The sequence below is a fragment of the Actinomadura sp. NEAU-AAG7 genome (assembly GCF_018603865.1).
Taxonomy (GTDB): Bacteria; Actinomycetota; Actinomycetes; order Streptosporangiales; family Streptosporangiaceae; genus Spirillospora; species Spirillospora litoris.
Genome location: NZ_JAHFZY010000003.1, coordinates 831,837 through 856,979, shown reverse-complemented (window position 1 = coordinate 856,979; position 25,143 = coordinate 831,837). Strand labels below are relative to the sequence as shown.

19 protein-coding genes are annotated in these 25,143 nt (G+C 74.2%); 4 read left to right on the top strand and 15 right to left on the bottom strand.

The window, feature by feature from the left end; all coding sequences use genetic code 11:
- Positions 1-123: 123 nt before the first annotated feature.
- The 6 genes from KLI87_RS18525 to KLI87_RS18500 form a co-directional block, all read right to left on the bottom strand.
- On the bottom strand, positions 124-789 hold the full coding sequence (locus KLI87_RS18525) for a DUF6182 family protein (protein WP_214617998.1): 666 nt from the start codon (positions 787-789) through the stop codon (positions 124-126).
- Complete coding sequence (locus tag KLI87_RS18520; protein WP_214617997.1) at positions 786-1,625, bottom strand: hypothetical protein; 840 nt, start codon at positions 1,623-1,625, stop codon at positions 786-788. The genes KLI87_RS18525 and KLI87_RS18520 overlap by 4 nt, the downstream gene beginning before the upstream one ends.
- Positions 1,615-4,008: a phosphotransferase gene (locus tag KLI87_RS18515; protein ID WP_214617996.1), complete on the bottom strand. Its 2,394-nt coding sequence runs from the start codon at positions 4,006-4,008 to the stop codon at positions 1,615-1,617. The genes KLI87_RS18520 and KLI87_RS18515 overlap by 11 nt, the downstream gene beginning before the upstream one ends.
- Positions 4,001-5,692, bottom strand: a complete 1,692-nt coding sequence (locus tag KLI87_RS18510) for a GH3 auxin-responsive promoter family protein (protein ID WP_214617995.1) — start codon at positions 5,690-5,692, stop codon at positions 4,001-4,003. Before KLI87_RS18510 ends, KLI87_RS18515 begins: the two co-directional genes overlap by 8 nt.
- Before the next feature lie 27 nt (positions 5,693-5,719).
- Positions 5,720-6,778, bottom strand: a complete 1,059-nt coding sequence (locus KLI87_RS18505; RefSeq protein WP_214617994.1) for a hypothetical protein — start codon at positions 6,776-6,778, stop codon at positions 5,720-5,722.
- Between the two features lie 491 nt (positions 6,779-7,269).
- Positions 7,270-8,808 carry an amidohydrolase family protein gene (locus KLI87_RS18500; RefSeq protein ID WP_214617993.1) on the bottom strand — a complete coding sequence of 513 codons (1,539 nt, stop codon included), beginning with the start codon at positions 8,806-8,808 and terminating at the stop codon, positions 7,270-7,272.
- Positions 8,809-8,923: 115 nt separating this feature from the next.
- Between KLI87_RS18500 and KLI87_RS18495 the strand changes: the two genes are divergently transcribed.
- Positions 8,924-9,493 (top strand): TetR/AcrR family transcriptional regulator, encoded by a 570-nt coding sequence (locus tag KLI87_RS18495; RefSeq protein WP_156218248.1) that lies wholly within the window; start codon positions 8,924-8,926, stop codon positions 9,491-9,493.
- A 723-nt stretch (positions 9,494-10,216) separates the two neighbouring features.
- On the opposite strand, the gene KLI87_RS18490 is transcribed toward KLI87_RS18495, so the two are convergent.
- From KLI87_RS18490 to KLI87_RS18480, 3 genes are all read right to left on the bottom strand, one after another.
- Positions 10,217-12,859: a DUF4132 domain-containing protein gene (locus KLI87_RS18490; protein ID WP_214617992.1), complete on the bottom strand. Its 2,643-nt coding sequence runs from the start codon at positions 12,857-12,859 to the stop codon at positions 10,217-10,219.
- Between the two features lie 64 nt (positions 12,860-12,923).
- On the bottom strand, positions 12,924-13,541 hold the full coding sequence (locus tag KLI87_RS18485) for an HAD family phosphatase (protein WP_214617991.1): 618 nt from the start codon (positions 13,539-13,541) through the stop codon (positions 12,924-12,926).
- A gap of 26 nt (positions 13,542-13,567) precedes the next feature.
- The gene (locus tag KLI87_RS18480; protein WP_156218251.1) at positions 13,568-14,326 is read right to left on the bottom strand and encodes a DeoR/GlpR family DNA-binding transcription regulator; all 759 of its coding nucleotides are present in this window, start codon (positions 14,324-14,326) and stop codon (positions 13,568-13,570) included.
- A 69-nt stretch (positions 14,327-14,395) separates the two neighbouring features.
- Here KLI87_RS18480 and KLI87_RS18475 point away from each other — a divergent pair, with 69 nt between their 5' ends.
- Genes KLI87_RS18475 through KLI87_RS18465 form a run of 3 tightly spaced genes read left to right on the top strand, consistent with a single transcriptional unit; the run spans position 14,396 to position 17,101 of the window.
- Positions 14,396-15,025 (top strand): HAD-IA family hydrolase, encoded by a 630-nt coding sequence (locus KLI87_RS18475; protein WP_214617990.1) that lies wholly within the window; start codon positions 14,396-14,398, stop codon positions 15,023-15,025.
- Positions 15,022-16,242: a sugar MFS transporter gene (locus tag KLI87_RS18470; protein ID WP_214617989.1), complete on the top strand. Its 1,221-nt coding sequence runs from the start codon at positions 15,022-15,024 to the stop codon at positions 16,240-16,242. Before KLI87_RS18475 ends, KLI87_RS18470 begins: the two co-directional genes overlap by 4 nt.
- A 19-nt stretch (positions 16,243-16,261) precedes the next feature.
- Positions 16,262-17,101 (top strand): GntR family transcriptional regulator, encoded by an 840-nt coding sequence (locus KLI87_RS18465; protein WP_156218254.1) that lies wholly within the window; start codon positions 16,262-16,264, stop codon positions 17,099-17,101.
- Positions 17,102-17,119: 18 nt separating this feature from the next.
- Here the strand turns inward: KLI87_RS18465 and KLI87_RS18460 are convergent, their stop codons facing one another.
- From KLI87_RS18460 to KLI87_RS18435, 6 genes are all read right to left on the bottom strand, one after another.
- Positions 17,120-19,183 carry a beta-galactosidase gene (locus KLI87_RS18460; RefSeq protein ID WP_214617988.1) on the bottom strand — a complete coding sequence of 688 codons (2,064 nt, stop codon included), beginning with the start codon at positions 19,181-19,183 and terminating at the stop codon, positions 17,120-17,122.
- On the bottom strand, positions 19,180-20,208 hold the full coding sequence (locus KLI87_RS18455) for a zinc-binding dehydrogenase (protein ID WP_156218256.1): 1,029 nt from the start codon (positions 20,206-20,208) through the stop codon (positions 19,180-19,182). The genes KLI87_RS18460 and KLI87_RS18455 overlap by 4 nt, the downstream gene beginning before the upstream one ends.
- Positions 20,208-21,158: an inositol monophosphatase family protein gene (locus KLI87_RS18450; protein WP_214617987.1), complete on the bottom strand. Its 951-nt coding sequence runs from the start codon at positions 21,156-21,158 to the stop codon at positions 20,208-20,210. Before KLI87_RS18450 ends, KLI87_RS18455 begins: the two co-directional genes overlap by 1 nt.
- Positions 21,155-22,444 (bottom strand): aspartate aminotransferase family protein, encoded by a 1,290-nt coding sequence (locus KLI87_RS18445; protein ID WP_214617986.1) that lies wholly within the window; start codon positions 22,442-22,444, stop codon positions 21,155-21,157. The genes KLI87_RS18450 and KLI87_RS18445 overlap by 4 nt, the downstream gene beginning before the upstream one ends.
- A gap of 88 nt (positions 22,445-22,532) precedes the next feature.
- Positions 22,533-23,741, bottom strand: a complete 1,209-nt coding sequence (locus KLI87_RS18440; protein ID WP_156218257.1) for a DegT/DnrJ/EryC1/StrS family aminotransferase — start codon at positions 23,739-23,741, stop codon at positions 22,533-22,535.
- 51 nt (positions 23,742-23,792) lie between these two features.
- On the bottom strand, positions 23,793-25,067 hold the full coding sequence (locus KLI87_RS18435; RefSeq protein WP_214617985.1) for a GNAT family N-acetyltransferase: 1,275 nt from the start codon (positions 25,065-25,067) through the stop codon (positions 23,793-23,795).
- Between the last annotated feature and the right edge of the window lie 76 nt (positions 25,068-25,143).

The window sequence follows — 25,143 nt, the reverse complement described above, 5'->3', positions numbered from 1 at the left end:
CCCCTCGGGGGTGCGGCCACGATCCCGGCGTCACGCCCATGGTCCGCCGGGCCGCCGGGACCGGCAAGGCCGCGTCCGTAGGTGGACACGCCCGATACGGAGAGTCGCGGGATCCCTCTGGCGTTACGGGCTGAGGGCCAGGTAGGCGTGGGCACGGAACGTGCCCGCCGACCGGTCGTCGGGCGAGACCCGGATGCGATCCCACCGGATGGCGCGCTCATCGGGATCGCGGGGAAGATGCCGGACGAGCAGCCGCCCGATCCCGGTGAACAGCCCGTCCATGGCCGCCTCGGCGAGGAGGTGGTTGACGTTGACGAGGTAGTTCTCGACCGGCAGGTCCGCCACCGGGACCTCCAGCCGCGCGACCCCGCCGCCTTCGCCGACCGGGATCTCCTCCTCGGCCGGGCCGGTGACGCCGAGGGGCCCGTGGAAGGGCCTGAGCAGTCGCCGCAGACCCTCCCGGTCCGCCATCGGGGCGGGGGCGTACCAGGCTATGGAACCGTCGTCGGAAAGGTGGTCGCAGGGGTGGCGTTCGGCGAGGTTGCGGGGGTCGCCCGCGAGGAAGATCGTCCTGCTGTAGCTGCCGTACCAGGCGGCGCGCCGGTCCGGAGGCAGCCCGGCGGCGAAGGCGACCGCCGAACCGAGGAACTCGCGCGCGGTGAACCCGCGCAGGACGGCGACGGCGGCGGTGCGCGGCAGGTGGCCGCGCACCGCGCGCGACGCGAGGCGGACGCGTTCCAGCCGGGCGTCCCATTCCGCGCCGAGCGCGGCCCGCGGCGGCCCGCTCATCGCGTCCCGGCGGCGGTGAGCCGCGCGATCTCGGCGGCGACGTCCCCCGGCGGACGGGCGCCGACCTGGATCCGGTGGATCGTCACCGACCCGAACGCGGGGAGCGCCCGCTCGTACCCGTCGCGGAGCCGGGTGAGCCGGTCGGGGCGCTCGTGCTGCTCGGCGCGGCGGTCGCGGGCGCCGATCCGGTCGGCGGCGGTCGCGACGTCGACGTCGAGCAGCACGGCGATGTCCGGCAGGCCGATCCCGAACCGGTCCCGGAACTCGGCGATCTGCTCGGCCGCCGGGCGGTCCGGCAGCGCGACCAGCTCACCGGCGAGCGTGTCCAGCCGCGGCGCGGGCCGCCCGGAGCGCCGTCCGAGCGCCTCGCACCAGGCGGTCGCGGCCTCGACCGACGCGGCGGGCAGCGCGGCCAGCCCCTCCCGGACGGCGTCCGCGCGGCCGGGCCCGGCGAGGCGGACGATCGCGCTCCGGTACAGCGGCAGGTAGGCGAGCGCGTCGATGACGGGGTGGCGCTCGCTGATGACGACGTCCGCCCCCAGCTCGCGGACGAAGAACCGCTCGCTGACCCCGTAGGTGCACATCTGGAGGTAGAGGACGGCCAGCTTCAGCTCCGGGCTGTGGAGCCGGTCGGCCTCCTTGGACAGGAGGTCGAGGTGCCGCGACAGCTCGTGCAGCGGCGCGTCGGGGTTCTCGTGGGGGCGCACGCACGACAGGACGGCGTGCCGCCCGCCGATGGGCGACCGCTCCGCGAGGCACCGGGCGACCGTGCTCTTGCCCGAGCCGTCGATCCCGAGGATCGCCAGCCGCAGCGGACCGGGACGGTCAGCCGGCACGGCCCGCCTCCTCCACGGCGTCCTCGATCTCGATCAGCCGCAGCGCCGTGGGGACGACGTGCCGCAGGAACGGCAGCTCGCGGTGGGTGTGCACCATCAGGTACATCTGGAGCCGCGTGAGGGCGAAGTCCCACAGGGCGAGGCGGTACCCGTCCCGCCAGGCGGCCGGGTCGATCCCGGCCCCGACCGCCTCCCGGTGGAGGTCGAGGTAGGCGGTCACGTCCGCCTCGGACGCCTCCGGCGAGAGCACGAACGCGAGCAGTTCGGCGAGGTCGCGCTGCGGGACGTGGAGCGTCGCCAGCTCCCAGTCGTAGGCGACCAGGCTCAGGTCGGCGGCGCGCAGCGCGATGTTGCGCGGGTTGAAGTCGTTGTGGACGAGCGTGCGCGGCATCGCCTCCATCCGGCGCCACCAGTCCGGCAGCCCGTCGAGGACGTCCTCCAGCCGCCGCGCGGCGCAGGCGTCCAGCAGGTCCGGGTGCTCGGCCGCGCTGTGCTCCAGGTGCGCCGACCACAGCTCGCGCATGGCCGTCATGCTCTCGGCCGTCCGGGCGGCGCCGAGCCAGCCGCGCACCTCCTCCTCGCGCCCGAGCCAGGCGGCGTGGACGGACGCGATGCCCCGGAGGGCGGCGGCGATGTGCCGCGGCCGCCACGCCTCCGGCTCGTCGACGGTGTCCTTGAGGATCACGCCCGTGCCGAGCCGCTCCATCACGATCACGTGGGCCTCGCGCGCCGGGTCCTCGAAGACGCCGTAGGTCTCGGGCAGGACGGCGCGCAGCGCGGGATCGGCCGACCGGTAGACGGCGGGCTCCCGGGTGTGCACGCCGCCGAACCCGGTCGCGTCGCGCCAGCGCGGGTAGACCTCGGCGAGGCGGCCGCCGCACAGCGAGGCCAGCTTCGCCGCCTCGATGGCCACCTCCTGGTCGAGCGGCTTCACCTTGACGACCAGGTCCGTCTGCTTGGGGTCGTCGCCGTCCCGCCGGACCCAGGTGACGCGGAGCGGGAACACCCCCGTCGTCTTGCGCCGCTCCCCGCGCGAGGTCAGCTCGGTGATGAGGCTCGACCGGGGGGCGTCCTCGATCGGGGCGACGGCGGTGACGTCCAGCCCGGGGGCGTCGAGCGACGCGGCGAGCATCGGCCGCAGCAGCGCCGGGCCGAGGTCCTCGGGACGCAGCCAGTTCACCCGCCGCCCGCGGCCGAGCCGCTCGTGCGCGTCGGCGAACTGGCCGCTGGTGATCGCCGCCATCGTCGAGAGGTTGAGCGCGAGCGCGAACCCGCAGGTGATCTCCGCGAAGCGCGCGGCGCCGCCCTCGCCGGTGCAGCCGAGCGCCTCCAGGCAGTCGCGCTGCGGCGCGAGGCCCGTGCCGCCGCCGACCGCGCCGGTGACCAGGCTCGGCAGGACGAGCGTCGCCCGCAGCTCACCGCCGGAGACGTCCACCGAGAACAGCCCGGCGCCGGACTCGTGGACGCAGGCGATGTCCTGGCCGGTCGCGACGAACAGCGCCGCGATCACGTTGGCGGCGTCGATGTCGTGCCCGGCCATGCCCGCCTGCTGCGCGGCGACCACGCTGATCCGGTAGAGCCGGTCGATGGCGCCCGGGGTGGTCTTGAGGACGCGGCGGACCGTCCCCTCGTCCAGCACGCACTCGGCCACGACACGGGTGCCGCGTCCGGCGATCATGTTCAGCCGGGTGAACTTCTTGTCGCCGCTCAGGTTCGCCTCGATCGCCGACCACACCGGCACGGGCACCGACCCGGCGGCCAGTTGGTCGTGGATCCACCGGCAGGCCCGCCAGGTCGCGACCGTCGTCATGTTCTGCCCGGCGGCCTCGGCCGTCTCGTACACGAACCGCAGGTGGACGGACCGGCCGAGCTGCACCGGGTCCAGCTCGACCAGCCGCGAGTGCGTGGACACCGCCGCGATCTGCCGGTCGAGCGCGTCCTTGCGGCCGACGACCCAGCGGGCGAACTCCGCCGCCTCGCCGAGGCCCGCGAACTCGAACACCGGCGCCCGGGTCATCCGCTGCGAGATGACCCGGCTCGCCACCCCGCCCGCCAGCGTGATCGCCTTCGCGCCGCGCGACACCGAGGCGACCATGGCGCCCTCGGTGGTGGCGAGCGGCGCCGTGACCAGGCCGCGCGCCCGCTGCCCGTCGAACAGCAGCGGCCCGGCGAGGCCGATCGGGATCTCGATGCCGCCGACGAAGTTCTCCACGTTCCCGGTCAGCGAGCGGGGGTCGATCGTCGAGGTCTCCAGCGAGCCGAGCGCGGCGCCCGTCGCCGCCCGCAGCCACTCCAGCCGGGCCCGCCGCGCCTCCTCGGTGTACTCGCCGCGCCCGGGGAGGGCGGGGTACTCGACGGCGCCGGGTTCGATGGTCTCAGTCACGGGTCGTGCTCCCCTCGTCCTGGGTGCCCGGGGCGGCGGTCACCCGCGCCCAGACCTCGGGGTCGTCCTGGAACACCCGGTCCTTCACGCGCGGCGGCCGCTCCCCCGCCTGGACGCGGCGCCGCCACTCCCGCCAGAACCCCTCGGGGTCCACCGCCCTGACCAGCGGCGGCGCGAGGGCCTCGGCGTCGCGGGCGGCGGCGTAGGCGGGCGACTCCGCGCGCAGGGCCCGGTCGAGGGCCGCGCCGAACGCCGCCGCGCCGGGCCCGGCCGGCGGCTCACGGAAGGCGACCGCGACCTCATGCCGGGGCTGCTCGGCGTCGGCCCTGCACAGGACGTTGCGGACGCCCAGTCCCGTCGCCTCGGCCGCCGCCGCCAGCGCGCGGAGCATCTGCGACTCGCGCAGCCGCTCCCCCGCGACCGAGAGCAGTCCCTTGCGGCACGCGTACTCCACGACCGGGGTCGCCTCGACGAACCCGGTCACCTTCACGATGTCGCGGACCGCGCATCGGTAGAGCCCGCCGAGATGGGAGAGGATCACGTGGTACTCGCGCCCCTCCTCCAACTCGTGCGCCGACAGCGTCGGGCCGCGCGGGTCGATCTCCTCCTCGGCCGGGACGAACTCGTAGAAGCAGCTCGTCACGACCAGGGGGCCGCCCGCCGGACGGTCGTCCACCGGGACGGCGAGCGGACCCTCCGACGACCCGATCGGCGCGGGGAGCACCCGGACCTTCGGGCCGTAGTCGTCGAGGAGGCCGGGGAGGTAGAGCCGGGAGAGATAGGTGTTCCAGGTCAGGAGGAGCTCCAGCCGGGGCCAGAGGTCCACCGGGCGGAGCCCGCCGCCGCGCCGGGCGGCGCGCTCCAGCTCGTCGGCCCGCGCCGGGTTCGGCTCCCGGAACGGGGAGCCGCCGAGCGTCCCGTCCCTGATCTCCGCGACCATCCGGGCCCCCCAGTGCCGCAGCTGCCGGGGCAGCGCGGCGGCGATGGCGGGGTTCACCGCGATGACGCCGAGGACGTCGTGCTCGGCGGCGATCCTGAGCCGGAGGTAGGTGCGCTCCCACGGGCCGGAGTCGTCGAACTCCGCGGGCAGCTCGCTCCACGGCGCGCGGTTCCCGAGACCGACGGCGAGTTCCTCGCCGACCTTTCCGTAGTCGAGCTGGCTGGGGCCGAGATGGGGGCGGCCCCCGCCCGCCCGTCCCGTCTTGGAATGGGGGTCCTGCCAGAGGTTGAGGATGGCGTCGTCGCGGTCGAGAAGGCCGGGATGCAGATCGACCAGCCGGGAGAACCCGGCGAAGTAGAACGGCAGGAAACTGCGCCGGAGGAAGCCGGTGGTGACCGGGATCATCTTCTCCGCCCCGGTCGTGCCGCTGCTGGAGAAGAACGCGATCGGCTCCTCGGCCGTCAGGACCTGCCCCTCCCCCGCGTTCACCCTTTCCAGCCACGGCTCGAATCCCTCGTGGCCGCGAATGGGCACCGCTTTCCGATACCCGTCGGCGCCGGTATCGGGGGTCAGGCCGTGCTCCCGTCCGAAGGCGGTGGCGGAGTTCGCCGTGAGGATCTCTTCGAGCACCCTTTCCTGCGCCGCTCGCGGATCGGCCAGGGATTCGCGCAGGGTGCGGTACTCCTGGCGGACCCGGCGCCGATAGGCGTCGGTGGTCGCGGCGCGGCCGCGGTCAGTGGACATCGACGTTCCCCATTCTCCTCGGGTGGGTCACAGGTAGACCGCCTCCAGCAGCGCCCGGGACGCCGCGGGGGGCCGACCTGCGAAGAGGCCGTCGGTGAGCCGGTAGGGGTCCGCCCATCCCGACGGCCGGATGGAGGCGAGAAGGCGCGACGCCGGGTCGGGGGCACCGCGTTCTTCCGCCTCGCGCACCATTCGCTCGGCGCGCAGCAGGGCCCGGCGCAGCAGGTCGGGCCGGAACGGCTCGCCCGACGTCCGCTTCAGCATCGCGATGAAGTACAGCCGCATTCCGAGGCGGTACGCGGCGGGGCCGAACTCCCCGAGGCACAGTTCCGAGAGCCGCCCGATGGTGACCTCGTCCCATCCTCCGTACCGGCTCGACCGGAGGGCGCCGCCGATGGGAACGCGTCCCAGCGGGAGTTTCGACGGGCGCGCTCCCAGCGTGCTCGCGATCCGCCCGAGAAGGGCGTAGTCGTGCGCGAGATCCTCGTCGTAGACGAAGAGGACCTGGCGGCCGCGGCTGATCCTGGGCAGCAGGTCCCGCAGGATGACCAGCAGGTAATTGGCGTGGCCGTCGGCGCCGACGACCTTGCGGAGCGGCATTCCCCAGCGGGTGCCGTCCAGGTATACCGGGCCGCCGTAGCGCCGGTGATCCAGGCACAGACGGTGGCGGACGAGCCGTTCGACGGTCTCCTCCGTGGACAGCGTCAGCGGCCGGTCCACCAGAAGTCCGGGATCGCGGACGCCGAGCAGATCGAGATGCCGTTTCCAGGCGAGCGACATCGCCCGCGTGGCCGGATGGACCCATCCCTCGTGCTCGACCCTGTCGATGTAGTGGCGCAGTTCGTCCAGCGGCCGGGCGTCGCCCGACGAATGGAAGCGGACGTAGAGCCGTCCCAGGTCGTCAGGCGGGACGGAGCCGAAGTCGACCGCGCCGTGGCGGCGGTCGAGATGGTCCCAGAACTGGATCGTCTGCCCGGTCAGGTTCGGCGTGCGCGGGCTCCAGTGGTATTCCGGCTCCGCGAACAGCCGGGTGGCCCGGAACAGCACGTCCACCCACAGGAATCCCTTGACATGCGTCGGCAGCAACGGCTTCGTGGCGGTTATCGTGACCGGTAGGAGCAGCGGAGGTTCCGTCGATTCCGCCGAAGCCTTCCCACGCCCCATTAGGGGGCTGTCGGCCGTCGGCACCCGAACACGGCGACGCCGCGCACAACGCGAAAACCAGTCCCCACGGATCCCCCTAGACCCCCGTGCCCGCGCGGTGCGCTCACGGCGCGGGCCACCGCGACGCGGGCGCCCGTCCAGCGGCGGCCCGCGATCTCGATGATCATAAACTACGTTTTGTCAGGTATCGACGTCCGAAGGGGGTAAGACGGCCGAACCTGGACGCGCCACTTCAGGACGAGCGACCTCATTCCAGGACAAGTCACCTTAAATCAGGTGACTCCGCTCAGGAAGGTCGCCCCTGATATAGAGGCCACTCCCGTCTCGCCATTTCCGAACACAGAACGTCACCGCATATCCACGTCAGGTGCCAGCGGATTCTGCTTTCCATGCCCGGGAGTCGGCGGCGCCTTTCAGGCGGGCCGGGCCTTCCGCGGCGCGTGGCAGCCGCACCCGACGGCGGCGGCCGGGAGCGCGCCCGCCGGTTCCTTCGCCGCGCGCTCGACGTCCGCCAGCATGCGGCGGCGCTCGTCGGCGGTGATCAGCCGCCCACCGGCGAGTACGGCGTGGATGCGCGTGGTGTTGGCGATGTCGGCGAGCGGATCGGCGTCCAGGACGACGAGGTCGGCGAGCTTGCCCGCGTGGACCGAGCCGAGCGAGTCCTGCACCCCCAGGAACCGGGCCGGGCCGAGCGTGGCCGCGCCGATCGCCTCCAGCGGCGTCAGCCCCGCCCGGACGAGCAGCGCCAGTTCCTCGTGGAGGCTGAACCCGGGGTAGGCGTAGATGAACCCGGCCTCGCTGCCCGCCAGGACCTCGACGCCCGCGTCCCGCATCGCGCCCACGAAGCGCAGCCTGCGGTCGAACAGCTCGTGCTGCTGCGCGATCTCCTCCGGGCCGCGCCCCGGCAGGTAGATGTTCTCGACCGCCCACCGCCACCACTCCCGGTCCTCGGCGGGGATGTACCGCAGCCGCTCGTCGGTCATCGACAGCTTCTCGGGGCGGTCCACGATCAGGTGCATCGCGAGGGTCGGCGTGGTCCAGGTGCGGTGGCGCCGCAGGCGGGCGAACACCTCGGCGGCCCGGTCGGGGCTGTAGGCGCCGGACGCGAGCCACTCCACCTCGTGGAACCGGCGGAACCACCCGGCGTACCCGCCCGGCTCGATCTCGATGCCGTCCAGCATCCGGCGCACCTCCCGGTCGCGGCCGGACGTGGCGCACCACAGCGTGTGGACGTGCTCGATGCTGCGCTGCCCGGCGCGGGCGGCCAGCGGAACCGGCACGCCGTCGGGGCAGTGCCCGGCGAAGCCGATCCGCTGCCGCCGCGCCTCGTCGGCGAGGGCGAGGTAGGCGTCCCGAGGCACCCGGGAGTACACCTTCACGAAGTCGGCGCCCTCGGCCCTCACCCGCCGCACCGCGCGCCGGGCCTCGGCCGCGTCGGAGACCAGGATGGCCCCGCCCGGGTCGTCCGGAGTCGACAGCAGCGACGGGGAGCCGTCGATGATCTCGCTAGCGATCGTCCAGCGCGGGCCGAGGAGCCGACCGCGCCCGATCGCGTCCCGCCAGCCGGAGACGACCGCGGAAGCGGCCATCTCCCGCACCGAGGTGACGCCGTTGGCGAGGTAGAGCGGCGGGGAGATCCGCTCGGTCCCGATGCTGTGCGCGTGCATCTCCGCCAGCCCCGGGATCAGGTACCTGCCGGCGAGCGGCACGACCGTCGTCCCCGGCGGAACGGGAACCTCGTCGCGCCGTCCCACCGCCGTGATCCGGTCCCCCGCGATCAGCACGGTCATGCCCGGACGCGGCCGGGACCGGGTCGCGTCGATCACGGTGACCCCGGTCAGCGCCAGCGACGGCCTCCGCGCGGCACCGGCGGACCCGGCACCGGCGAGCAGTGCCGCACCGGAGGCCGCGCCCCCGGCCAGGACGTGGCGCCGGGAGATGTGTTTCGTCATGGCAGAGCCCCCTCCGAAGACCGGCGGCCCTCCACGGAGCCGCCAGGCCCGCAACGTAACTTTGTCTAAGACAAATTTCAAGGTGTTTGTCTTAGACGCTGATATCATCGGGCCCATGGGAAACCGCGAGAAGCTGCTGAAGGCCGCCCGGACCTGCCTGTACGAGAAGGGCTACCGCCGCACGACCGCCCGCGACCTCACGACGGCGGCGGGGACGAGCCTCGCCGCGATCGGCTACCACTTCGGGTCGACCGAGGCGCTGCTCAACGCCGCTCTGCACGAGGCGGTCGAGGAGTGGGGCGACCGGCTCGGCACGGCCCTCGCGGCCGAGGTCGATCCCGCCGCGGAGCCCGCGGAGCGCTTCGCGGCGATCTGGTCGCGGATCATCGACTCCTTCGGCGCGGACCGCCCGCTCTGGGCGGCGCAGGCCGAACTGCTCGTCCAGGCCCAGCACGTCCCCGAACTGCGCGAACCGCTCACCGCGAGCATGGCGGAGGGCCGCCGCGGGCTGGCCGAGGTCTTCCAGCCGCCCGGAGGAGGCGAGCGGGAGGCGCGGCTGGTCGGCTCCCTCGTCCAGGCCCTGCTGACCGGCCTGATGACACGCTGGCTGATCGACCCCGAGGAAGCACTCACCGGGACCGAACTCACCGAGGCCCTCCACCTCCTGACCTCGAACCTCGCCTAGCCCCCACGCGAACACCCGCCCCAGCGCGGGCCTCACCCAAGTACGGCCCTCACCAGCCCACCCCAGCATGGCCAGCGCGCCTGCGTCAGAGCGGGCCCTGCCAGGCACACCCGGACCGGCCCACGCGAGTCCCAGCCGGCGCGAGCACTCGGTAGCGCGGACCTGGCCGACCCGAACGCGGCCAACGCGGCCCCGTCAGCGCCCGTCCGGCCAGGGCGCGCTGCCAGCGCGCCTGGTCCGGTCCGCGCGGGCGGCGGCCAGCGCGGACCTGCCAAGCGGCGGACCCGGCCAGCCCCAGCATGGCCAGCCCGAACGCGGCCAGCGCGGACACATCGGAGCCCGCGCGGCTAGCGCGCCCGGCCCGGTCCGCGCGGGTCCCGGCCAGCGCCGACCGGGCAAGCGGCCGGCCCGGCCAGCGCCAGCATGGCCAGCCCGAACATGGGCAGCGCGGACACGTCAGACCCCGCCCGGCTAGCGCGCCCGGCCCGGTCCGCGCGGGTCCCGGCTGGCGCCGGCCTGGCAAGCGCGGGCCCGGTGGGGCGAGTCTGGCCAGCCCGAACGTGGGCAGCGCGGGCCCAGAGCCCGGCTGGCCAGGGCCGCGCCGGTCTGCGTGCGGGGGCGGCCGTTGCGGGTTCGGGAAGCGCGCCCACGCGGTTGGGGCTCGTCCGGCGGGGGGGCGGGTAGCGGGCCCGCCGAGTGGGGGCTCGGACGCGTGGAACTGTTCTAGTGCGGGTTCGGGGTGGCGCTGCGGGTGAGGTCGTGGATCGCCTCGCTCATCGTGACCGGGTCGACCTCGCCGAGCTGCACCGCCTTCAGGGGCATGGTGGCCGGGGCGGGGCCCGCCCACAGGGCCTCGATCTCCTGTTCCTCTCCCTCCCCGTACATGTAGTAGCCGAGGCCGGGGGTCAGGTTCGCCACGACGTAGAGTCCGGCGGGGTCGCGGCGGGCGAGCCAGCGCCCCACGAACTCGCCGTCGGCGTTCACCGACTCCCAGCGTCCCTCGGAATGCCCCTTGGCCTTGCCGTAGGGCAGCACGAGCCCCTCCACCCGCGCGAGCCGGTGCGCGGCGGCCTCGCCGCCGGTGAGCCGGTGGACGGGCCGTCCGAGCTGCTCGAACGGCTGCAGGATCTCGTAGTCGGCGAACAGCTCCGCCCAGGTGTCCAGGTCATCGCCCAGCAGGAGCGGGTGGGCGACGGCGACGCGGGCGCCGGGCGCCGGCGTGCACGGGTCGTCGTCGACGTCGGCGTAGGTGTGGTCTTCGGCGACGCGGAAGGCGGTGCCCCCATCGGTGATCCACACCAGCCGGCGGACGATGTGCCCCAGCAGCGGATGGCCGACCAGCAGGGCGCGGAACTCCTCCTGCGTCCAGCTCCGCCGGGTGACCATGGCGCGTTCGAGGCGCCTGATCTCCTGGACGGCGATCGTGCGCACGTCCTTCTTGAGGCCGGTGAACAGGGCGTGCGCGGCGGGGGCGAGGGCCGGGTCGTCCTTCGGGCCGGGCTTGGGGGCGCTCTTGCGGATCTTGCCGTTCGACTCCACGACCAGCGGGGCGAGCTGCTGGTCGAAGGTCACGGTGAACCGGCGCGGGCCGTAGTCGAGGACGAGGGTGCCCTGGGGGTCGAGTCCGAAGTCGGGGACGGCGCGGTCGGCCAGGGCGTCCAGCGACATGCTCCGCGCGGCCGCGATCTCCTCGATCTTCTGGGCGGCCCGCTTCTTCACGCCCTTGTACTTGCCGTGCCGGGTCAGCTCGAACAGGTGGGTGACGGCGACGTCGGACCCGATCGCGGCGATGGCGTCCATCGCGGCGTTGGCCCGGGCGGTGGCGCTCTCCCCGGGCCAGACCCTGATGAGCGGGCTGAGCCGCCGCACGGTCGTGTCGTCGCCGATCAGGCCGAGCTGCGCCAGCGCCCAGTTGTGCCGGGACGGCGCGCCGAGCGCGTACCAGCGTTCGAACACCGCCCATGAGAACTCGGCCAGCGAGTGCCGGTCGCAGAACTCGCGGACGTCCGCGACCTCGGGGGACTTCGCCGCGAGCAGGCCCAGCAGGCGCATGGTCGCGTTCACGGGCAGCGCCCGGTCGCCGCCGCGCGTGAGGATGCGCGGGAGCAGCTCGGGATCGGCCCAGTCGACCTTCGCGCTGCGCCCCGGCCTACCCGCGAGCACGCTCGGAAGACCCGGCAGGTCGCGCCCGTCCGGGACGGCCGCGCGGGGCAGCAGCGCCCGGGCCAGCCCGGCGGGGAGCGCCTCGGCCACGTCCGGCCTGGTGTACAGCAGCTCGCGCACCACACCGGCCGCTCGGAGGCCCCGGGTCGTCCCCTCCTCGACCAGCGGCGCCAGCGCCCAGACCGCGAGCGCCGGGAACCGCTCGGCCGCCTCCCACAGGGCGGCGGGGACGCCCGGCTCCCCCATCTGGTCGAGCAGGACGGGGAAGACGCCCTGGTCGGGGATCCGCGGCAGCGCCTTCAGCAGGACCTCGCGCCGGTCGTCGTCGCGGTGGCCGCCGCGGAAGATCCTGGCGAGCAGCGGAAGGGCGTCCGCGCCCAGCCCGTCGAGCAGCGTCCCGACCACGGCGGGCGTCGCCCACACGTGCTCGACCCGCCGCGCCTGCGCGGCGCTGGACAGCGAGAGCGCCACGTGATCGTGGTCGAGGAACGGGCCGGAGGGATCGTCGAGCGACTCGTCCATCCAGGCCGTCTCGGTCGGGACGAGGTAGGAGGCGACGCGGCGCCGCATGGGATCGCCCCGGTGCGCCGCGAGCCGCGCGACGACCTCCCGGTACTCCTCTTCGGGCGCCGCCGCGACCAGGGTGCGGAGCCGCTTGGCGACGGCGTCCGCGTTGAGCCAGCGCCCCGAGAAGAAGTGGTCCTCGGCGGTCGGCCGCCGGATCTCGCCGCGCCACCCCCTGGGCCCCTCGCCGCTGTAGGCGTACACCCGGATGACGCCGTCGGCGTCGGGGACCGACGGGCGCGGTACCGGGCCGAGTTCGATGGCGGACGCCTCCGTCATCGCGCAGGCGGCGAAGGCAAGGCCGTGGTCGGTCACCCAGCGGGCCAGGATGTCGGGGGCGGCCTCGCTCTCGCCGGAGAACCCAGCGCCCTCGACGTATCTCACCACGATCGCCGCGACCGCCGCCGCGCCCACCGGGTCGGGGTCGCCGCCCAGGTAGGCCCGGACGGCCTTGCCCAGCTCGGGCGGGGTGCGTTCGTGCTCCGCCATGTCCTGCGCGATCGGCCGCGCCGCGCGCTCCCGCGCACGGGCCCTGCTCACGGCCTCCTCGTCCAGCACCACCTTCGGCCCGGCGACGCCGCCGCGCCTCGGATGGACGTGCTCACGCCACTCGACCGGGATCTCCACCGTCTCGACCATGGCCCCGGACGCTAACGGCCCCCACCGACATTCCCCGTCACCCCAGGTAGTCGGCGGTCACGGGTCAGAGGAGGCCGGCGGTCTCCAGGGTCGCGCGGAGGGCGGGGGCGCCGGTGAAGAGGTGGGTTCCGATGCCGAGGGCGTCGGCGGCCGCGGTGTTGGCCCTGTTGTCGTCGATGAACAGGGCCTCGTGCGGCGCGAGGCCGAAGCGGTCGAGGGCGTAGCGGAAGATCTCCGGGTCGGGCTTGGAGAGCCTGACCTCGCCGGAGACGACGGCGTCCCGGAACAGCTTCAGCTCGGGGTGCTCGCGCACGGCGATCGGGTAGGTCTCGGCGGACCAGTTGGTGATCGCGACCATCGGAACGCCCGCCTGGTGCAGCTCGGTCATGATGTCGGCCACTCCGGGGATGGGGTCGCCCAGCATCTCGTCCCACCGCTCCCAGTAGGCCATGATCAGCTCGCGCTGGCCGGGGTGGCGCGCGGCGAGCTCCTCGATGGCCTCGATGAACGAGCGGCCGCGGTCCTGCTGGGCGTTCCACGCGCCGGAGCAGACCTCGGTGAGGAAGCGCTCCATCTCCGCCTCGTCCGGGATGAGCCGCCGGTACAGGTAGCGGGGGTCCCAGTCGATGATCACGCCGCCGATGTCGAAGACGACCGTGGTGGGGGACGAGGGTGAGGGCATCAGGCGTGGTTCCTCTCGGGGTCGGCTCAGACCAGTATGACGGTGACGCCCGCGGCCTCGATCTTCTCCAGCTCGCTGGACGGCGCGCTGTCATCGGTGACGATCGCGTCGAGTTCGGTGACGGAGCAGACGTGGCCGAGGCCGGTGCGGCTGAACTTCGAGCCGTCGCACACGGCGATCTTGCGCTGGGCGGCGGCGAGGGCGGTCTGCTTGATGGGCACCTCGGCGAGGTCGGGCGCGGTCAGCCCGTGCCGGGCCGACAGCCCGCACACCGCGAGGATCGCGGTGTCGACGCGCAGGGCGCGCAGCGCGTTCTCGGTGAGGTAGCCCGCGAGCGACAGCGTGCCCGGCAGCATCTGGCCGCCGGGGACGAGCAGCCGGACGTCGGGAGCGCCGCTCAGGGCGTTCACCGAGTGCAGGTCGAGGGGGATCGCGGTGATCCGCCGGTGCGCGAGCGCGTGCGCGACGTGCAGGGCGGTCGTGCCGCTGTCGAGGATCACCGACTCGCCGTCGGCCACCAGCTCGTTGATCTTGGCGCCGATGCGCCGCTTGACGTCGGCGGCCTCGTGCTCGCGGACGGCGAACGGCGGCGCCTCGCCGCGCAGCAGGAGGCTCACGGCGCCGCCCCGGACCCGGCGCAGGACGCCCTGCTCGGCGAGCTGGTCGAGGTCGCGGCGGATGGTCATCTCCGAGCAGCCGGTGCGCGCGGCGAGTTCGGCGACCGTCACCCGCTCGGTCGTGCGCAACTGTTCGATGATGTCGAGGTGCCGGTTCGAGCCTTCCATATGTGCTATCTCACGTGATACGTGTTAGTAAGTCAAGCTCTCGATCGTGCGTCGCGACAGAGGAGCCCCATGGACTGGATCGTCTTCGACTACGCGGGCGTGATCAGCCGCCCCCCGCCCGCGGACGCCGGGACCCGGCTCGTCGAGGCCGTCGGCGTCGAGCCCGCGCTCTTCTGGCCCGCCTACTGGCAGAACCGCCGCGCCTACGACCTCGGCGCGGTGGACGCCGCCGCGTACTGGCGGGACGTCCACGACCAGCTCGGGCTGCCCTTCGAGGACGCCTTCCGCGAACGGTTGGTGGCCCTGGACCTCGGCATCTGGCTCGACCTCGACCCCGGCACGCTGGAGATCGTCGACGCGCTGGCCGCCGGGGGCGCGCGGCTGGCGCTGCTGTCCAACGCGGTGGTGGAGATGGCCCGGCTGATCGAGGGGCAGAGCTGGTCGGGCGTGTTCCGGCACCGGCTGTTCAGCGCCGACCTGCATCTGACCAAGCCCGGCGCGGAGATCTACCACCGGACGTGTGAGGTGCTCGGCGCGCAGCCCGGCGACGTGCTGTTCATCGACGACCGCCAGGAGAACGTGGACGCGGCGCGGGCCGTGGGCATGAAGGCGCTCCTGTTCACCGGCGCCGCCCGCCTCCGCGCGGACCTGGAGGCCCTCCTTCCCGGCGCGCTCGGACGATCGGCGACGGCCCGATGAGCGCGGCGGCGTCCGTCCCCGCCGGGACGGGCACGGCGACGGGCTTCACCCGGGCGGCCGCGGTGGGCATGTGCGTGTCGTTCGTGGCGATCGGCGCGCTCCAGGCCATGTACGGCCCGGCGGTCCCGGCCATCAGGGACCGGTTCGACATCTCCTCGGGCGCGGTCGGGCTCGCGCTGTCGGTGCACTTCGTCGGCGCGCTGGCGGGCGTGCTGTTCACGCCGAGGCTGCGCCAGGTCGGCAACCGGATGTTCCTGGTGATCGCGCTGGCGACGATGACCGCGGGCTGCCTCGGCTTCGCGGCGGCGCCGGTGTGGCCCGCCGCGCTGGCGGCGGCGTTCGTCGCCGGGGTCGGCTTCGGGTGGATCGACGTCGGCGTGAACGAGTTGTTCATCGAGTACTACCGGTCGAGCGGCACCGGGATGCTGAACCTGCTGCACGGCAACTTCGGCGTCGGCGCCGTCCTGGCTCCCCTGCTGGTCGGGGCGCTGCCCGGCCGGTTCTACATGTGGGCGTTCGTGGTGTGCGCGGTGCTGTCGCTCGCCGTCCTGGCCTCGGTGCGGGGGGTGCACGGCACGCCCCCGCGCGGCACGCGCGAGGACGTGCGCTGGTCGGCGGTGGGCCGCCTCACCGGCCTGTTCATGATCTTCTTCGTGCTGCACGTGGGGGTCGAGTCGGGCGTCGGCGGCTGGGAGACCACGCACCTGGAGAGCCTCGACTGGGGCGACCGGTCGGCCGCGATGGCGACGTCCACGTTCTGGCTCGCGATGACCGGCGTCCGGTTCGCGATCAGCCCGGTCGCGCGGCACTTCAGCGCGCAGCGGATCCTGCTGGCAAGCCTCGTGGTGATGGTGGCCGGGCTGCTGCTGGCCCACTGGGGCCCGGTCGCGGCGGCCGGGTACTTCGTCACCGGCCTCGGCGTCGGGCCGCTGTTCCCGACCGGCCTGGTCTGGCTGACCGAGAAGCTGCCGGGCATCCGCGGCGTCACGTCCTACGTCATCGCGGTGTCGATGCTGGGCGGGGTGCTGCCGAGCCTGGTGGGCGGCTCGGCCGGACGGTGGGGCGCCGACGTGATCCCCACCGCGCTCGCCGTGCTCGCCGTCGGCAGCCTGCTGGTGGCGCTCGCCATCAGGGCGCTGCCCGCGCTGCGCCCCGAGCGGCAGCAGCCCGCGCCGGGGCACGCGGCCGACGCCGCCCAGGGAACCGGCCCCGGATGAGGCTGGACCGGACACGACCATGCGCATCGCGACGATCGATCCGACGGGCCCGCTGCCCAAGTACATGCAGCTCCGCTCGATCCTCATCCAGGTGATCGAGGACGGCGGGCTCGCCGCGGGCGCCCCGCTGCCCTCCGAGCGGGAGCTGTGCCGCACCTACCGGCTGTCGCGGATGACCGTGCGGCAGACACTGGAGCTGCTGGTGGCCGAGGGGCGGCTGCGGCGCCGCCCCGGCAAGGGCACGTTCGTGGCGTCCTCCCCCGAGCGGACGCCGGAGCCGGCCCCCGCGCGCCCGCTCTGCCTCGCCGACGGGCTGCGGACCAGCGGGCTGCGGCTGGGCTTCGCCGACCTCGGCGAGCGGACGGTGGACGCGGGCGCCCGGCTCGCGCACGCGCTCGCGACCGAGCCGGGGACCGCCGTCCACCTGCTGACCCGGCTCGTGCTCGCCGACGGCGAGCCGGTCGCGGTCGAGCGGAGCTGCGTACTCGCCGCGCTGGTGCCCGGCCTGGCCACCCGCGGCCGCGCCGAGTCGCCGCTGCCGCGACTGCTGGCGGGGGCGTTCGGGCTGGTGTTCGACCCGGCCGAGCAGACGATCGGCGCGGTGCCCGCCGGGGCCGCCGACGCGCGGCGGCTGCGGATCCGGTCCGGGAGCCCGGCGCTACTGCTGCGCGAGCGCGGGACGCGCCAGGGCGTGCGGGGCGCCGTGACCACGATGCTGGTCCGCGCGGACCGCTTCTGTGTGCGGCCGGCCCGGCGGCCGGGCGAGCCGGTCGTCCTCGTCCCCGGGGTCGAGCCGCTCCCGCCCGAGATCGAGACGGAGGGGCCGGTGGACGGCGCGGCGGTCACCTGGGGTTGGTGACCGCCGCGGGTCCCGGGGTCACTCGCCCCGCAGCTCCCAGCCGGACGGGGTGCGCCGCCCGGCGCCGTGGTCGCCGATCTTCAGCTCGGGTTCGCCCGCGCCGGGCGTGAGGAGCGTCGGCTCCCCGTGCTCGGCGGTGCCCGCGTGCACGAGGAAGCTCCGCAGCTCCCCCGCCTCGGCCACCAGCACGGCGGCGCCGCGCGCGGCCAGCCGCACCGTGACGCCCGCGCCGAGGACGTCGCCGACCTCCCGCGCCGTGTCGCACCGGCTGAACAGGTAGACGACGTCGGTGCCCGAGTCCGCGTCACGCCTGCGCAGGACGAGCACGCCGCCGCCCTCGACCACGGGCTCCGCCGCGTCCAGGGAACGCAGGGCGGCCAGCACCGCACCGGCCGAGGTGTCCAGGTCGCCCGAGGCGGGAACGGCGCGCGTGCCGCCAGGCGCGGCGGACAGCGCCTCGCCCAGCAGGCCGCAGGGCGCGCCGCTCTCGTCCCGCTCCGGGACGGGACCGACGACGACGCAGCGCCGCCCGCCGCGCACCAGCTCGGCGAGGTTCCGCTGCACCGCCCGGCTCATCGCGCGGCCGCCGACGACCAGCAGGGGGCCGGTGCCGCCGGGGGCGGCGTCCGCCACGTCCGCCACGTCCGCCACGTCCACCTCGACGCCGCGCTCCAGCATCCAGCGCACCGACGCCGCGACCGCCGCGCTCGCCGGGGCGGCGTCCGGCCCGCCGGGCCAGGCCGTCTCGACGACGGCCTCCGCGTCCACGACCAGCCGCGCGCCCGGCCCCGGGCGGGACCGCCGCAGCGCCCCGCCGGCCCACGCCGAGAAGGTGTCGAGCAGGCGCAGCGCCGAGGCGTTGGGGTTCAGCGCGCCCGACTCGTCGAGCGGCGCCCCCGGGCAGTAGGGCGGGGCGTAGAGGGCGACGTTCTCGCCCTCGGCCCGCAGGGCCTCCTCGTCCGGGGCGATCTCGGGGCCCCAGTGGCGGGTGGTGCAGGCCGTGTAGACGCTGACGACGCTGGACCCGAACGCCAGCCCGAGCATCGCGTTGTACAGCGGCACGCCGGGCGTCGCGTAGGACGCGTCGGTCCAGGTGAAGCCCCAGTTGTCCTCCAGCGTGTCGGTCCGGTGCAGCCGCATGCCGAGCCACAGCGAGGCCAGCGCCCCGTCGCAGGACGAGGGGTTGCCCGTCCAGCTCGTGCTGGTGGCGCCGACCCCGTCCGGCAGGGCGTGGACGGAGCGGGCCACCCACGCCTCCGGCTCCCGGAGCGGCCCCACCGCGCCGGGCAGCGGCAGGTTCAGCACGATGGGGACCGACGTCCCGAGCGCGTCGCGGTAGCCCTCCAGGACGCCGCGCACGCCCACCCCGCTCCACCGCGCCCACCGCTCGCGCAGGGACGGGTCGGTCGCGATGCCCGAACCGGTGAGGACGTCCGGGGAGGCGGGCTCGGCGGCCCAGGCGGCGTGGCGCCGCAGCGCCGCCTCGGAGAAGTCCTCGCCGTCCATCGGCCTGTTGATCTCGCCGTAGACCCCCTCGTTCCCGATCTGGAGGGCGGCGACGGGGCCGTCCGGCGCGGCGTGCGGCTCGACGACCCGCTCCCTGACCACGCGCAGCCATCCGGCCGCCTCGCGGGCGAACGCGTCGCCGTAGCCGGACGGGATCGGCAGGCGTTCCTCGGTGAGCGCCCGTCCGTCCGCCGTCCTGCGCGCGGGCAGCGCGGTGACGCGGTCGGGCAGGCCGCCCAGCCGCACCTCGCCGTGGACGTAGGGGCCCGGCTTCAGCATCACCAGCAGCCCCTCCCGCGCGGCCAGCCGGATGAACCCGACCAGGTCGCGCTGCGGATGGCTCTCCCCATGGAAGTCGTACAGGAAGCCGCCGTCCGGGTCGTCCGGGTCGGGTCGAAGCTCGTGCAGCCGCCACGGCACGTACGCGGTGACGACGTCCGCGCCGAGGCTCCGCAGGGCGCGGAGGTTGCCGCCCCACGCCTCGGGCAGCGCGCGGTAGTAGGGGTACTCGGCCAGGATCGGGACGCGGCCGTCCGGGACCGGGAGCAGGTCGGCGAGGGGCGGGAGGGTGCTCACGCGGCCGCCTCCGCGCTCTGGATGACGACCTTGAGCGCGCTGTAGCCGGTGCCGCCCGCGGCCGCCAGCACCGCGAACGCGTCCTCGTGCCGCTCCAGCGGGAACCGGTGCGTGATCAGCCGCTCCAGCGGCAGGCCCGCCGCCATCTCGACGGCGCGCGGGAAGTGCGGGCCCCGGTAGTCGCCCGCGCCGACGATGCGGAGCTGCCGCTGGAGGATCTCCAGCGGACGGACGGTGGTCTCGGCCCTGCTGTCGTAGCCCATCGCCACCACGGTCCCGGTGTCGTCGGCCAGGTCGAGCGCGGTGCCGAGCTGGTTCCCTACGGTGTCGATGACGGTGGGGGCGCGGTCGGGGCGCTCGTCCGGGCCCGCGCCCACGACCGTGACGCCGGACGCGAAGAACCCGGTGAGCAGCTCGCTCGCCTGGCCGCGCCGGAAGTCGTCGCGCTCGATGAGCGTCACGCCGCTGCCGAGGTGCCGCGCGGCGACCGCGCAGACGAGGCCGACGGGCCCGGCGCCGACGACCGTGACCTGCCCGCCCGGGTCGAGGTCCGCCGCGTCCAGGTTGTTCAGCACGCACGCGAGCGGCTCGGTCAGCACGGCGCGGTCGTAGGAGACGCCGTCGGGGATCAGGTGCAGGAACCGGTCCTCCAGCACGATGTGGTCGGCGTAGGATCCGTCGCGGTCGATGCCGACCTCGTTGCCGGTCTTGTCGTGGCAGAAGTTCGTCTGCCCGCGCAGGCACCGCTCGCAGCGCCCGCAGTACAGCGTGGGGTTGACGATGACGCGGTCGCCGGGGGCGAGCGCGGTCACCTCGGGGCCGGTCTCGACGACCTCGCCCACCGCCTCGTGCCCCATGACGACACCGGGCTCGGCGGCGAACTTGCCGACCAGCACGCTGCGGTCGGTGCCGCAGACGCCGGTCTGGTGGACGCGGACGAGCACGTCCCGCGCCTCCTTCACCCGGGGGCGCTCGCGCTCGACCAGGGCGAGCCGCCGGTCGCCGGTCAGTGTCAGGGCCCGCATCACACGCCACCTTCCTTCGTGTCGCGGGGGGCGTCCAGGTCCCAGGCGACGGCTTCCAGGATCCGCTTGTGCAGGACGGGGTTCGAGGCCGCGACGCACGACCGCTGGTTGCGCGGCGACAGGTCGAACAGCAGCGTGTCGGCGAGGGAGCGGCCGTAGCCGTCGGTGATGACGACCCCGGCGCGCTCGGCCAGCAGGACCGCCGCGGCGATGTCGTAGGGGAACAGGTGCAGGATCCCGCCCCGGCCCGCCTTGCGGAACGCGGCCTCGGTGGCGGGGTGGTCGTGCAGCACCCGGTTGCCGATGTCGACGTAGGCGTCGAGCTGCCCGGTGATGATCCGGGAGATGGAGAACGTGGAGCTGTTGAAGACGAACACCCCGCCGGTGTTGGCCGAGGCGTCCACGATGTGGGAGTAGGCGCGGGTCATCAGGTCCATCGGGTGCCCGTTGAACTCGATCGACCAGAACATGGTGGCGAGTTCCTCGTTGCGGCTGAGGTTCGGCAGGCCGCGCGGGTACCCCTCGCCTGAGACGCCGTCCTCGCCGGGCCCGGTGTACATCCAGTGGCCGCTCTTCAGCTCCAGCAGCAGCGCGTGGTCGACGTCGCCGAGGACGGGGCGCTCCCCCATCGGCGCGGCGGCCACCGACACGGTCGCCAGCTCCAGATCGGCCGACGCCGGGCGCGTGCCGTCGATCGGGTCCACCACGAGGACGTAGCGGGGGTCGGGGCCGGTCGCCTGGAGCCCCCGGTCCTCGGTGTAGACGGCGACGGGCTCGGTGGCGTTGGCCTGGAGGTAGTCCCAGACGACGCGCTCGGCGACCTCGTCGATGTCGAACTGGGCGTCGCCGCCCGGGGAGTCGCCGAGCACCCGTCTGACCTGCCCGACCTTGCGTCCCGCGTCCAGTTCGGCGCGGATGGCGCGGGCCATCCCGAGCATCAGGTCCTTCACGTCAGCTCCTTCTGGAACATGTCCTCAAGCCGGTCGCAGATCAGGTCGGCCTCGTCCATCGTCAGGGTCAGCGGCGGGCGGATCTTGAGCACGTTGCCGAAGCCGTAGCGGGAGGTGCGCAGGATCAGGCCGTGGTTCATCGCCACGCCCGCGAGGTGGTTGGTCAGCGCGACGTCCGGCTCGCCCGCCGCCGTCTCCAGCTCGAAGCCGATCATCAGCCCGACCCCGCGGACGTCGCCCACCTGCGGGAACCGCGTGCGCAGGTCGTTCAGCCGCTGCATGATGCGGTCGCCGACCGCGCGGACGTTCGCGAGGAACGCGGGCTGGCCGACGATGTCGAGCGTGACGTTCGCGGCGGCGGCCGCGAGCAGGTTCGCGCCGTAGGTGAAGGAGTGGTGGTGGCCGGGGAGCCCGGCCAGCCGCTCGCTCGTGAGGATCGCGGCGACCTGCGCGCCCGACCCGCCGAGGCCCTTGGCCAGCGTGATCGCGTCCGGCTCGACGCCGAAGTGCTCGGCGGCGAACATCCGGCCGGTGCGGCCCACCCCGGTCTGGATCTCGTCGAAGATCAGCATGATGCCGTGCTCGTCGCAGAACGCGCGCAGGGCTTCGAAGTACCCGTCGGGCGGGACGATGTTGCCGCCGTTGCCCGAGATCGGCTCGATCACGACGGCGGCGACGCGTCCGGTGCTGGCGAACTCGACGAAGTCCTCGATCCGCTCGACGCACAGCAGGCCGCAGGTCTCCCGACGCTGCTTGTAGAAGCAGCGGTGGCAGTACGGGTCGGGGACGTGGACGCCGCCCGGGTAGATGATGGGGAACGGCTCCTTGCGGAACGCGTTGCCCGACAGCGACGCCATCATCATCGACTGGCCGAGGTGGCTGCGGAACATCGTGATGACGTCGCGCTTGCCGGTGGCGACCTGCGCCATCTTGATGGCGCCCTCGTTGGCCTCCGACCCGCCCGACACCTTCAGGTGCACCTTGGTGAGGTTCTTCGGCGACACCGCCACCAGCCGGCCCACCAGCTCGTTGATCGGCTCCGACTGAAAACTGGAGGTGAGGTGGATGAGCCGGTCGGCCTGGTCCTTGATGGCCTGGATCACCGCCGGGTGGCCGTAGCCCAGGCTGAGGTTGAAGGTGGCGGCGGCGCAGTCGATGTAGGAGCGTCCCTCGGAGTCGTAGAGGAAGACGCCCTCGCCGCGCAGCATCCGCGTGTCGGCGACGGAGTAGTAGATGTGGTCCTTGATGGCCTGACTGACGTCGGGCTCGGTCACGACCGAGGTCATTGTGTGTTCATCCCTCTATGGTTGGCGAAACGCGCCACAGTGCGGGGTGGACGGTGTTTCCAGGGCGCCGGCGTTGTCGCGGGGTCGGTCAGCCGAGCACTTCGGCCGCGGCGGCGTTGAACTCCGCGGCGACGCGCTCGACGTCCTCCGGTGTGCTGAAGGGGCCCACGCCGTTCCCCGCGCCGAGGTAGCTGTCGGAGACGCCGGTGGAGAGCGCCACCGACCGCGCGAGCACGTCGTCGGTGCGCGGCAGCGCCCCCTTGGCGTAGTCGCGGCCGTCGCCGAGCGTGCCGGACGCGCGGAACGGGAACGGGCCGGGTTCGCCGCGTCCGAACGCGGCGAGGGCGGGCAGGCCGCCGTAGTAGTGCTTGGGCGAGTCGATCAGCGGCTTGCAGCGGACCCGCTTGGCGACGGCGGCGGCGGACTCGGCGGAGTCGAACACGAACACGGCGAGCGTCCCGCACTCCCCCTCGGGGTCGTGCAGGAGGCGGCGGCGCATCCCGGGGCGCTCGGGGATCCGTGCCAGCAGGTCCCGCTTGACCGCGCGGGTCCGCTCCAGGACGGCGTCGAGCTTGCCGAGCTGGGCGAGCGCGACGGCCGCGTTCAGGTCGCTCAGCCGCAGGTTGAGCCCGAAGACCGGTTCGCCCTCGCCGGTCTCCTGGCGGTGCGGGAACCAGCCCTGGTCGTGGAAGGAGTGCGCCCGCTGGAACAGGCGCGGGTCGCGGGTCAGCAGGAACCCGCCGTCCAGGCCGGTGACGACCTTGAACGGGTTGAGCGAGAACGCGCCGGCGGCGCCGAGCGTGCCGAGCGGCTCGCCGCGGTAGGTGCCGCCGGTCGCCTGCGCGGTGTCCTCCAGCAGCGCGAGGCCGTGCTCGTCGGCGATCGCCCGCAGCGCGGTCATGTCGCTGGGCGCCCCGAGCATGTGCACCGGCATGATCGCGCGGGTGCGGGGGGTGATCCGCTCCCGCACGTCCGCCGGGTCGAGCGTGAGCGACTCGTCGATCTCGGCGAGCACCGGCGTGGCGCCGCCGCAGATGACCGCCCCGATGGAGGCGACGAACATGTAGCCGGGCACGATCACCTCGTCTCCGGGGCCGACGCCGAGCCCGGCGAGGGCGACCAGCAGGGCGGAGGTCCCGCTGTTGACGGGGACGCAGTGCGGGACGCCGAACCGGGCCGCCGCCGCGTCCTCGAACCGCCGCACCATCGAGGTGGAGCCGGGGTTGTCGAAGTCGAGCCGGTGCTCGTGCCAGTGGGCGAGCACCTCCAGCACGTTGTCACGTTCCGCGTCGTCCATGAATGCGAAGCCAGGGCCAGGCACAGTCTCTCCTGAGGGTCGGAAGGAGGGTCAGAAGATCGTGGGGCAGTACGGCGCGGGGTCGTGCCGGAACGCCGCCGCGGCGGCGCCGAGGGCACCCGCGCGGCGCTCGGTGACCGCGCCGGCCGAGGCGAGCTGCCGCAGCGAGACGCCGCCGAGGTAGGCCGAGCCCAGCGCGCGGACGGAGACCGCCAGGTCGGCGGGGCCGTCGGTGGCGTGGCACTCGGCGCCGTCCGGGCCGCCGCTCAGCCGCCAGCGGCCCCGGTTCCACGGGCACAGCGGGTCCTCGACCTCCAGCACCAGGTCGACGTCGCGGGCGTAGGCGCGGGAGGCCAGCGCCCGGTCCACGTCCACGAGCCGGACGTGGAGCTGGTCGCGGACGGTCGGGACGGCCCTGCGGAAGTCGGCGAGCATCGCCAGCACGGGGTCGTCCACGGGCCTCGGCTCGGCGGTGACGGTCGCGGTGAGGTCGAGGTCGAGCAGCACCGCCCACAGCTCCGCGTACGCGGCGTCGTCGACGGCGTAGATCTCCTTGACGACGACGATGTTGCGGGGCGAGGAGTCCTCCCAGTGGGACAGGACGGTGTAGAGCGCATACCCGCGCGTCCCGGCGCCGTCCTCCGCGCCGTCCTCCGCGACGAGCGCCTGCAGCGGCGCCGCGCCGCCGCGGGCCCCGGGCGGGTCCATCAGCGCGCGGCGCGTCCAGGTCTCGTCGCGGCGCAGCATCCCGGGACGGCCCGCCACGTTCGCGTCGTAGCAGGGCGCCACCAGGCCGGTGATCAGCGCGGGCTCGGTCGCGCGCACCCGCAGCGCCGGGTCGCGGGGGCGGTCCGGCAGCAGGGCCCGCGCGCCGCGGGGGATCGTGAGCCGCGCGACCTGGCTGGCCATGCCGTACCCGAACCTGCCGTAGATCCCCGCCTCGGTCGAGTTCAGCGCGGCGACCGGCTCGGCGCCGGTCTCGTGGAGGGTCTCCAGCTGGTGGCGGAGCATGCGGCGCATGAGGCCGCGGCGCCGGTGGTCGGGCATGACGCTGACGTAGCCGACGCCCGCGACCGGGCGGGGCCCGCCCGGGACGGTCATCTCCAGCGAGTAGACGGTCGCGGTCGCGCAGACCCGCCCGCCGTGCCGGACGACCACCGCCCGGTCGAACTCGAAGATCTCCCGGTTCATCGCCTCGACCTCCGGCGGGTCGGGGAACCCGCCGTAGGCGCGGTGGATCGCGGCGGCCAGCTCGTCGAAGTCCGCCGGGTCCGGAGTGGCCAGCTCGTACAGGCCGGCCTCGGAACGTTCGTTGACCATGGTCATCGCGGCTCCCCCTCGTAGGTTCTCGGCTCAGGCCGGCGGAAGGGCCGGCTCAGGAAGGCGTCCGGCTCGGCGCCGG